This is a genomic window from Modestobacter altitudinis, from assembly GCF_005930475.1.
Classification (GTDB): Bacteria; Actinomycetota; Actinomycetes; order Mycobacteriales; family Geodermatophilaceae; genus Modestobacter; species Modestobacter altitudinis.
On record NZ_SJEW01000113.1, the window covers coordinates 1 to 10,015 of the forward strand.

The following is a 10,015-nucleotide window of genomic DNA, read 5'->3' on the forward strand; positions in this document are numbered from 1 at the left end:
GGCCGGGGTGGGCCGGGCCGCGGTCGGCGGCGCGGCCGGCGCCGGCGCGGTGGACGACGGCGCGGCGGGGTCCTGCGTCGCCGGGGCCTGCCGCGTCGAGCTCTGCGGCGCCGGGGCCTGCGCCGCCGAGGTCTGCGCGGCGGCCTCCTGCTGGGCGGCCTCGGCCGCAGCGGTGCGCTGGTCCTGCAGGGCCACCACGGTGCTCCGCGCCTGGTCGAGCCGGGCCTGCACGCCGGCCTGGTCGGCGGCGAGGGCGTCGGCCTGCCGGCGGGCGTCGGCCTCGAGCCGCTCGGCCGCGGTCAGGTCGGCGGCGGCCCGGTCCTCGAGCGCGGCCGCCGCGGCCAGCGTGTCCCGCGCTGCCGCCGAGGCGTCGTCGACCTGCTGCTGGACGACGGTGAGCCGGCCCACGACGTCGGCCCGCCCCTGACCGACTGAGTCGAGGAGCGCGGCCCGCTCGAGCAGCTGGTCCAGCCCGCCGGCGGTCACCAGCGCCTGCAGCCCCGGGGAGGTGCTGCCGTCCTTGTAGCTGCTGCGGGCGAAGGCGGCGACGTCGGCGCGGGCGCCGGTCAGCTGCTGCTGCGCCTGCTGGGTCGCCGTCTGGGCGGCGTCGGCGGCCTGCTGGGCGCGCTGGCGCCCGGCGAGGTCCTGCTCGTACGCCGCCCGGGCCGCGGTGGCGGAGGCGTGCGCGGACGTCACCGCCTGCTGCGCGGCCCCGGCCTGGGCCAGCAGTCGGCCGACCTCGGCCGCGGCGGCGTCCGCCGTCTGCTGCGCGGAGCTGAGCTCGCCGTCGGCGGGGGCCTGCGGCGCGGCCGACGCCGACCCGGGGGCCGCGGCCACCAGCACGGCCACGGCGACCGCGAGGCCGGCGGTGCGGCCTGCCAGCCGACGGCACACGGCCGCACTCGTCCCTGCTCGCTGGTGCACTGAACGCCCTCTCCCCCGTGTGCCGGTCCCCTCGCGAGGACCGCCGTGCCTCGCCGGTGCTGACCAGTTCGGCACGACCGCCCGGTTGCCCGAGCGTCCGGCGCGCCGGCCCCCACCTCCGGGTGACCGCAGCTGCACCGTAGGTGCCGACCCGGGGCACCGCCCGCGCCGGGTGTGTCAGCGGCGGCGCCGGGCCCGGGCGGCCTCGGCCAGCTCGGCCAGCAGCAGCTCCGTCGTCCCGGGGTCGACGCAGGCGTCGGTGACGCTCTTGCCGTACTCCAGCCTCCCGGGGTGCCGGCGGTCCAGGTCCTGCCGCCCGGCGACCAGGTTGCTCTCCACCATCACCCCGCGGATGGCGTGCTCGCCGCCCGCGACCTGCCCGGCCAGGTCGGCGACGACGTCGACCTGACGCCGGTGGTCCTTCTGGCTGTTGCCGTGCGAGGCGTCGACGACGACGACCTCGGGCAGCCCCCGCGCCGCCAGCCGCCGCTTGGTGTCGGCGATGTGCGCCGCGGAGTAGTTCGGGCCGTCCTTGTCCCCGCGCAGGATGACGTGGCCGGTGTCGTTGCCCGTCGTCGACAGCTGCGCGCTGACCCCGTGGTGGTCGACGCCGAGGAACTCGTGCGGCGCCCGCGCGGTCAGCACCGCCGAGATGGCCGCCTCGATGCTGCCCTCCGGGGAGTTCTTGAACCCGACGACGGAGGAGAAGCCGGAGACCCGCTCCCGGGCCGTCTGGTCGGTGACGTTGCGCGCGCCGACCCCGTTGTAGGTGACCAGGCCGTTGACGTACTGCGGGGTGAGCGCGTTCAGCGGCTCGGCGGCCACCGGCACCCCGAGGGCGGTGATGCGGCACATCAGCAACCGGGTGGCGACCAGCCCGACGCTGATCCGGCTGGAGCCGTCGAGGAACGGGTCGTAGGCGAAGCCCTTCCAGTCGACCTCGGTCCGCGGCTTCTCGGTGTACGTCCGCATCAGGACCTCGAGGTCCTCGCCGTGGCGTTCCCGCATCGCGGCGATGAACGCGGCGTACTCCAGGGCGGCCGCCGGGTCGTGGATCGAGCACGGGCCGGCGATGACGGCCAGCCGGTCGTCGCGCCCGGTGACGATGTCGGTCGCGGCACGGCGCCCGGCGCGGGTCGTCGCCGCGGACCCCGCCGACAGCGGGACGACGGTCGCGACCGCCGCGGGTGTCACGACGACGCTCGAGCCGGTGATCCGGGCGTTGACCAGGTCGGAGAGGTCGACGTCGTCGACCGGCTCGACGCCCAGCCGCTGTTCCACGTCGGGCAGCAGCTCCGCGAGGGTCGCGTCGATCTGCCCGTTCACCCGTGTCTGGACCTCGAGCAGCTGGTCGACGATGCGCGTCGCCACGTCCAGGATCCGGTCAGCCGGAATGGGAGCCTCCTCCATCGTCACCACCGTCGCCGTCCGCGACGAGGACGCGGACCCACCCGGGTCCGCCCCGACGGGGCCGCAGAACTCGCGCGGTCCCCCGTCGGGGAAGCCAACCACAGCCGCCCGGCTCCCCGGGACCGGCGTCGTCAGCGCGCGCCGGGGGCCGCCTGGACGACGGGCACCCCGAGCTGCACCAGCCGCGCCACCACGTCGTGCGTGGGCGGGGCGTCGGTGACGATCCCGGCGACGTCGGCCAGCGGCAGCACCGTGAACGGGGAGGCCGCGCCGATCTTCTCGCTGCTGGCCAGCACGTAGGTGTCGGCGGCCCGCCGGGCCAGGGCACGCTTCATCGCCGCCTCGTCGGCGTCCCCGGTGGTCAGCCCGCTGTCCGGGTGGACACCGGTCACACCCAGCAGGAAGAGGTCGGCGTTGACCCCGGCAGCGGCCTCGACCGCCGCTGCCCCGCAGGTGACGGCGGAGTGCTTGAACAGCCGGCCCCCCAGCACGTAGACCTCGACGCTCGGGTGGTCGACCAGCGCAGCGGCGACGGTGGGGCTGTGGGTGACGACCGTCGCGTCCAGGTCGTGCGGCAGGGCCGAGGCGACGGCGAGCGCCGTCGTGCCGCCGTCGAGGACGACGGTGCTCCCCGGCGCGATCAGCTGCACGGCGGCCGCGGCCACCCGCGCCTTGCTGTCCACGGCCACGCCCTGCCGGGTGGCGTAGTCCGCGACCGCCGGGGAGGCGGGGACGGCGCCGCCGTAGACGCGCTGGCACAGCCCCGCGGCAGCCATCTCCCGCAGGTCGCGCCGGACGCTGTCCTCGCTCAGGCCCAGCTCGCCGGCGACGTCCTTGGCGATGACCCGGCCGTCGCGGTGCAACCGCGCGAGCAGGAGGTCCCTGCGTTCGGTGACGAGCACACCCACTCCTCTTCACGGTACTTCACGTTTCTGCCGAGTTCAGCGTACTCTTCGCCGTCATGACGACATCAGAACAGCCGCTGCTCATCCTGATCGCGGGCCCGTACCGGTCGGGCACCGGTGGCGACCCCGAGCTCATGGCCGACAACCTCGCCCGGCTGGAGGCAGCGGCCTGGCCGCTCTTCCGTGCCGGGCACGTCCCGATGATCGGCGAGTGGGTCGCCCTGCCGGTGCTCCGCTCCGCCGGGGCGGACGTCGACGACCCACTGGCGGAGCAGGTGCTGTACCCGGTGGCCGCCCGCCTGCTGGCCCGCTGCGACGCGGTGCTGCGCCTGCCGGGCGAGTCGACCGGCGCCGACCAGGACGTCACGATCGCGCGGGAACGCGGGCTGCCGGTGTACCACCGCATCGAGGACGTCCCGGCCGTCCGCGTCGGGGATGCAGCGTGACCGCGTCCACGGCCCGCCGACGGCTGGGCCCCGGCCTGCACGTCCCCGACGCGCGCGGCCGCACCGACCTCGACCGGGTCGGGCGGGACCTGACCGGCAACCCGGACGTCCGGGTTCGGGACGTCGAGCTGCTGGCGGCAGCGTGGCACGTGCTGCGCCGCACCACCCTCGAGGTGCGGCGCAGCGACGGGACCTGGCAGCTGCAGCAGCGGGAGACCTACGACCGGGGCAACGGCGCCACCGTGCTGCTGTACGACCCGGACCGCCGGACCGTGCTCCTCGCCCGGCAGTTCCGCTACCCGGTCTACGTCAACGGCCACCCCGACGGGATGCTGCTGGAGACGGCCGCCGGCCTGCTGGACGACGACGACCCCGCCACCGCGATCCGCCGCGAGGCCGCCGAGGAGCTCGGGGTGGTGATCGGCGAGCTGACGCCGGTGTTCGAGGTCTACATGAGCCCCGGCTCGGTGACCGAGCGCCTGCACTTCTTCGCCGCGCCCTACTCCCCCGGCACGCGCGCCGCCCGAGGCGGCGGGCTGGTCGAGGAGGGCGAGGACATCGAGGTGTGCGAGCTGCGCTTCGACGACGCGCTCGCCGGCACCACCGACGGCCGCATCGTCGACGCCAAGACGGTCATGCTGCTGCAGTGGGCGGCGCTGTCCGGGCCCTTCGCCACCACCCGGCAGGGCTGAGCGTCGCGGGCTGCTGTCGCAGCCGTCGGACCCGGGGCGCTGGTGTACGCGCCCCCACCCCGGGTGGTCAGACCGGGCGCGGTCGGGGTCCAGAGAACAGGCCGGGACGTCGCGCTGTGTCGTCCCGTCGCCCGGGACCCGCCACCCCAGCCAGTCGACCAGCACGTCCTCCGGCCGCCTCGCGTGCCTGGGTGCGCGCGGCCGGCCGGGGACCGCGGGGACCCGGCGCGGGGCAGTGGTGGGGGCCCGTGCAGCTGGCTCGACTCCCGGAGCGGGTCACGCCGACCCCGACGTCCTCCGTGCGAGGGCCGGTCGTCCGCCGCTGGGCCGCGATCGTCCTCGTCCTGCTGTGCGCCGCCTGCTACCACGACCTGCCCACGGCCGGTGCCCGCGGCCGGCAGCTGGGGTCGGGCCCGCCGTCGAGGGCCTACCCGTGGGCCGGGGACGGCGGGATGCCGCTGGACCTGTGGGGCTTCGTGACGCGGCAGTGCACCTCCTACGCGGCCTGGTACCTCAACACGCACGGGGTCCCGTTCGCCCTGCTGACCCGCGGGCCGGAGGGCCGGGCCCTGTTCACCTCGGCGGGCGGCTGGGACGACGCCGCGGTCGCCGCGGGGTTCCCGGTGCTGGCCACGCCGGCGGTGGGCAGCATCGCCCAGTGGACCCCGGGGAGTCCTCCCCGCCTGCCGCTCCCGATGGCGCGGAGAGCGGCGCCGGGGACCAGGTCGTCGAGACGGCGGGCACGTTCGGCCACGTCGCGGTGGTCCAGGACGTGCTCGCGGACGGATCGGTGGTCGTGAGCGAGTACGACGGTGGGGACCGCAGCTACCACCGGCGGACCACCCGAGCCCCTCGCTACCTCTACATCGGCGTCCCTGCCGCCGCTGCGCAGCCGACTGCGCACGCCCACTCGTGAGCGACCGCACTCGACCACGCCCGCGTCCGGTCCCACCGGCGGACCGAGGCGGTCCAGACGGTGCGCTCCTCCGCTCGTCGTTTCCGAACCGAGACCGTCCCGTTCACTCAGAGCGATGACGCGCCCGCCGATGGTTGACTGACCCGCCGAAGGCCGCTTGCGTGCACGTACCGGGCGCTGAACAGCGGCGTCCCGATGCCGGGGAGTGCGCATGCCGATCTGGACGGTGGGGACCACGGAGGGTCAGGACGAGCGGATCGAGGCCGACCTGCTGACGACCGAGGGCGGCGCGTTGCTCGCCCTGTCGGACGAGGGGCTCATGTTGCGGGCCTGGGCACCGGGTCAGTGGCGGACCGTCGGCCACGTCACCGGCCGGGACGCGCACCCCGCCGGCACGGCGCACGGCCACGACTCGGTGGTGATCGGGCTCCCCCGCCGCTGACCGGGACCCCACTCCCGGCGTCCGAGGCCGCAGGATGGACCCGTGTGCACCGTGGTCGTCCGCTGGTCCGGAGGTGGCCCGGTACGGGTCCTGGCGCTGCGGGACGAGCTGACCAGCCGTCCCTTCGACGACCCCGCACGGTGGTGGCCCGAGTTCCCCGACGCCGTCGGCGGCCGCGACCGGGCGGCCGGCGGGACGTGGTGCGCCACCGACGTCCGGAGCGGGGCGACCGCCCTGGTCCTCAACCGGCCACAGGGGCAGGGTGCCGCACCCGGAGCGCCGAGTCGCGGCATCCTGCCGCTGCTCGCGGCCGCGTACGGAGCGGACTGGCGGGAGCACGTCGGCGTCGAGGGGATGGCCGCCTTCCTGCTCGTCCTGGCCACCCCCGACCGACTGGTCACCTGGGACGTCGACGGCGACGCGGTCCGGCAGGTCGAGCACCCGCCCGGGACGGTGATGGTCACCTCAGGCAACCCCGAGGACCGCAAGGCCGAGCGGCACCTGGCCGCGTTCCAGGCCGCCGACGCCCCCGAGGGCTGGCGCGGCCTGCTGCAGACCGGCCCCCCGGCGGACGACCCCGCCGCCCTGGTGGTGCGCCACGAGCGGGACGGCCAGGTGTTCGCGACCGTCTTCGGTGAGCTGATCGAGGCAGCACCCGGGCGGGTCCGGCTGTCGTACAGCCGCGAGCCGTGGACGGCCCGCCCCTGGACCGACCTGAGCATCACCGACGGGTGACCGGCGAGCCTGGCCCTGCGACTGGGCCAGTCCTAGAGTCGGCTGTGCGTGACCCGGGTCACAGCTGCCCGGGCCGACCGGAGCGGACGCCATAGCGCGGGCCCGCTCACCCGGACGGAGAGGACGAGCCGTGCTCACGAGACGACGGGTCAGCGCCGGCCGCGCCCCGGCACCGACGGCGGGCCGCCGAGCCCGGCGACTGGGTGGCGTGGCCGCCCTTGCCCTGCTGCTGGGGTCGGCCGGCTCCGTGGTCCCGGCTGCGGCCGGCGCGGACGCCGGGCCGGGCGCACCCGGGTACCCCGGTGAGGCGGCGGACTGGTCCCCCGGTGACAAGGACGGCTTCGGGACGGCGATCGGCGCACTGGACAGCAAGGTCTGGTACACGCTGAACGACGGAGTCCTCAGCGAGGTGTACGCCCCACGGATCGACACCCCGGGGTCCCGGGACACCGAGTTCGTGGTGACCGACGGGGCGACCTTCACCGAGCGGGAGAGCGAGGCGACCGAGCACCGGGTGGAGCTGGTCGACGCCCGCGCGCTGGTCTACCGACAGGTCAACACCGCGACCAGCGGCAGGTACCGGATCACCAAGACCTACACCACCGACCCCGCCCGGTCCGCGGTCCTCGTCGACGTGCGGTTCGAGTCCCTGGACGGCCGTCCCTACCAGGTCCACGTGCTGCACGACGTGGGCCTCGGGCTGAACGCGAACGACGACACCGGCCGGTCCGCCGGGGGTGGCCTGCTGGCCACCGACGGCCGGCAGAGCAGCGCGGTGCTCGTCCCGGGCGGGTTCACCCGCACCAGCAGCGGCTACCTGGGCCGCAGCGACGGGTGGACCGACCTCAACAGCGACCACGTCCTGGACGACCTGTACGCCGCGGCGGCCGACCCGGGCAACGTCGTCCAGACCGGGCAGACCGCGTTGACCGGCGTCGGCGACGCCCAGCACCTGACGCTCGCGCTCGGCTTCGGGACCACCGAGGACGAGGCGGCGGCCACCGCGGGCGCGGCGCTGGCCGGCGGCTTCGACGCGGCGCTGGCCGGCTACCGGGACGGCTGGCACCGCTACCTCGACGGGCTGGCGCCGGTCCCGGCGAGCGCGCAGCGGTGGCGGACCGAGTACGAGGTCTCCGCGATGGTGATCGCCGCGTCGGAGGACAAGACCTTCCGCGGCGGCTTCGTCGCCTCCCCCGGCAAACCGTGGGCCTGGGCCAACGAGCTGCAGCACTTCCCGGTCTACCACGAGGTCTGGTCCCGCGACCTGTACCAGCACGCCACGGCGCTGATCGCGATGGGCGACACGGCAGCCGCCGAGCGGGCGCTGGACCACCTCTGGACGATCCAGCAGCGCTCCGACGGCTCGTTCCCGCAGAACGCCCGGCTCGACGGTGAGGCCGTCTTCGGCGGACTGCAGCTGGACGAGGTGGCCTTCCCGATCGTGCTCAGCCACCAGCTGGGTCGCACCGGCCCGGCGGACTGGGCGCACGTGCGGCTGTCCGCGGACTTCCTGGTCGCCACCGGGCCCCGCACCGAGCAGGAGCGCTGGGAGAACCTGGCCGGGTACTCCCCGGCGACCATCGCCGCGGAGATCGCCGGGCTGGTGACGGCCGCGGACATCGCCCGGGCCAACGGCGACCAGGCACGGTCGGACACCTACCTGGCCACCGCCGACCAGTGGCAGCGCGACCTGGGCCGCTACACGGTCACCACGAACGGCCCGCTCTCGCCGGATCCCTACTACCTGCGGATCACCGACAACGGCGACGCGGACACCGGTGTGGAGATCCAGATCGCCGACGGCGGGCCGCGCGTGGACCAGCGCCGGGTCCTCGACCCGAGCTTCCTGGACGCCGTCCGGCTCGGGGTCGTCGACGCCGCCGACCCCGCCGTCGCCACCACGCTGGCGCTCATCGACGACGAGCTCGGCTACGACACCGCCAACGGCCGGTTCTGGCACCGGTCGAGCTTCGACGGTTACGGGGAGAAGGCCGACGGCAGCCAGTGGGAGTCGGTGGAGCCCGGCACGCGGGAGACGATCGGACGCGGCTGGCCGCTGCTGACCGGTGAGCGCGGCGAGTACGAGCTGGCTGCCGGCGTCGACGCCCAGGAGCGGCTGGACACCATGGCCCGGTCCGCCGACGACAGCTCCTTCTTCCTGGCCGAGCAGGTGTGGGACGACCAGCCGCCGTCCGCTCCGGGCTCGGCCTTCGTGCCGGGTGAGCCGACGTTCTCGGCCACCCCGCTGTCCTGGAGCCACGCCGGCTTCATCCGGCTGGCGCGGGCCATCGACGCCGGCCGCCCGATCGACACCCCGGAACTGGTGGCCTGCCGGTACGGGACGTCGCTGTGCCGGCAGTGAGCCCGGCCGCTGCTACGGCGGGCCGTCGGAGTCCGGGGACAGCTCGTCCACCGGGACCTCGCGGCTGAGCACCCGCTCGGCGAGCTCGTCGAGGGACGCCCCCTCCGCGTAGGCGTGGGCGCGGAGCAGGGCCAGCGCGTCCGGGCTGGAGATCTCCAGGGCGGAGTTCACGAAGCCCATCGCCTGCCAGACCAGGGACCGCCGTTCCGCCGCCGGAGCGGCCAACCACGCCGGCCCGTCGGCCCGGGCGCCCTCGCGGCCCTGCGCCTGCAGGACCTCGGCGACCTCGCGACCGACCTCCCGGGCGTCGGACAGGCTCAGCTCGGCGACCCCGTGCGGTGGGACCAGGTAGAGGTCCAGCGCACCGATGCCGCGCAGCGGGTCCTGCAGGGGGAGCGCGACGGCGCCGCGGATGGACGTCCGGGCGACCAGGGCGTCGTAGAAGCCGGGCCAACGGGACCGGATGGTCGGCTCGTCGGCCACCACCGGCTCCCCGGTGGCGTGGGCGCTGAAGCAGGGGCCCTCCCCGACGGTGAACTGCAGCCGCTCCGCCTCCCCGGACATCGGGTCGCTGGCCCCCAGCGGCAGCCGCCGGCCGGACTGGAAGAACAGGCTGATCCCGGCGCCGTCCACCGGCAGCACCTGCGCGCACGCGTGCGCCAGCCGATCGGGGAGCAGTTCCGCGCCGGGCAGGTCGGCCATCGTGGCGACCAGCGCAGCGTGGAAGTCGTCGATGAGGGTCACGGGGCTCCGGCTGCAGGGGCCAGCACGGAGGCGTGGCTGCGGACCGGTCGGGCTCTCCGGCTCCTCCTTCCTGTCCCCGAAGTGCCGGTGGCGGAAACCAGGTGGGCACGGCCCTCCGCCCGCCACGACCCCGCCCACGACCTCGCCGCCGGCGGCGGCAGTCCCGCCGTCCAGCACCCCTGTGCCGAGGTGACCCGGCTGCGCACCTCCGGCACCTGACGCCCCGCTCGCCTCGCGCACCACATCGACCCCCGCCAGGCGCACGGTCAACATCTGACGAAGCGGACCAGTTCGTCTCGTCCGCTGATGTGGTCGCGCGGACCGTCACCATTCCGTTACGGTCAGTCTCAACACGGACGCGCACCGTTGTCGGCGACGAGCTGGCCCCGCATCCCCGTGGACCGCCACCGAGAGGAACGACGTGTCCCTGCCCCAGCGC

The 10,015-nt window shown here is 75.5% G+C and carries 9 protein-coding genes and 1 pseudogene; 6 read left to right on the forward strand and 4 right to left on the reverse strand.

Translation table 11 applies throughout. From position 1 onward, the window contains the following. The 3 genes and pseudogenes from FHL79_RS24040 to FHL79_RS24050 form a co-directional block, all read right to left on the reverse strand. A pseudogene (locus FHL79_RS24040) lies at window positions 1–894 on the reverse strand (hydrolase); the annotation flags it as partial. 207 nt (window positions 895–1,101) lie between these two features. Continuing rightward, window positions 1,102–2,295 (reverse strand): 3-deoxy-7-phosphoheptulonate synthase, encoded by a 1,194-nt coding sequence (locus FHL79_RS24045; protein ID WP_246081182.1) that lies wholly within the window; start codon window positions 2,293–2,295, stop codon window positions 1,102–1,104. A gap of 170 nt (window positions 2,296–2,465) precedes the next feature. Then, a complete protein-coding gene (locus FHL79_RS24050; RefSeq protein ID WP_138761077.1) occupies window positions 2,466–3,236 on the reverse strand; it encodes a DeoR/GlpR family DNA-binding transcription regulator in 771 nt (256 codons plus the stop codon). 59 nt (window positions 3,237–3,295) lie between these two features. Between FHL79_RS24050 and FHL79_RS24055 the strand changes: the two genes are divergently transcribed. The 6 genes from FHL79_RS24055 to FHL79_RS24080 all read left to right on the forward strand — a co-directional run bounded on the left by FHL79_RS24055 (window position 3,296) and on the right by FHL79_RS24080 (window position 8,832). Then, the gene (locus tag FHL79_RS24055; protein ID WP_138761078.1) at window positions 3,296–3,685 is read left to right on the forward strand and encodes a DUF4406 domain-containing protein; all 390 of its coding nucleotides are present in this window, start codon (window positions 3,296–3,298) and stop codon (window positions 3,683–3,685) included. After that, window positions 3,682–4,377, forward strand: coding sequence for an NUDIX domain-containing protein (locus FHL79_RS24060; protein WP_138761079.1), 696 nt, complete (start codon window positions 3,682–3,684; stop codon window positions 4,375–4,377). Before FHL79_RS24055 ends, FHL79_RS24060 begins: the two co-directional genes overlap by 4 nt. Window positions 4,378–4,625: 248 nt before the next feature. Next, on the forward strand, window positions 4,626–5,177 hold the full coding sequence (locus tag FHL79_RS24065) for a CHAP domain-containing protein (RefSeq protein ID WP_138761080.1): 552 nt from the start codon (window positions 4,626–4,628) through the stop codon (window positions 5,175–5,177). A gap of 327 nt (window positions 5,178–5,504) precedes the next feature. Then, window positions 5,505–5,735 (forward strand): hypothetical protein, encoded by a 231-nt coding sequence (locus FHL79_RS24070; protein ID WP_138761081.1) that lies wholly within the window; start codon window positions 5,505–5,507, stop codon window positions 5,733–5,735. Between the two features lie 42 nt (window positions 5,736–5,777). Further along, on the forward strand, window positions 5,778–6,470 hold the full coding sequence (locus FHL79_RS24075; protein ID WP_246081184.1) for an NRDE family protein: 693 nt from the start codon (window positions 5,778–5,780) through the stop codon (window positions 6,468–6,470). Window positions 6,471–6,678: 208 nt separating this feature from the next. Continuing rightward, window positions 6,679–8,832, forward strand: coding sequence for a glycoside hydrolase family 15 protein (locus FHL79_RS24080; RefSeq protein ID WP_218938597.1), 2,154 nt, complete (start codon window positions 6,679–6,681; stop codon window positions 8,830–8,832). Between the two features lie 12 nt (window positions 8,833–8,844). Here FHL79_RS24080 and FHL79_RS24085 read toward each other — a convergent pair whose 3' ends face one another. Continuing rightward, window positions 8,845–9,576, reverse strand: coding sequence for an ANTAR domain-containing protein (locus tag FHL79_RS24085; protein WP_179966116.1), 732 nt, complete (start codon window positions 9,574–9,576; stop codon window positions 8,845–8,847). Window positions 9,577–10,015: the final 439 nt, after the last annotated feature.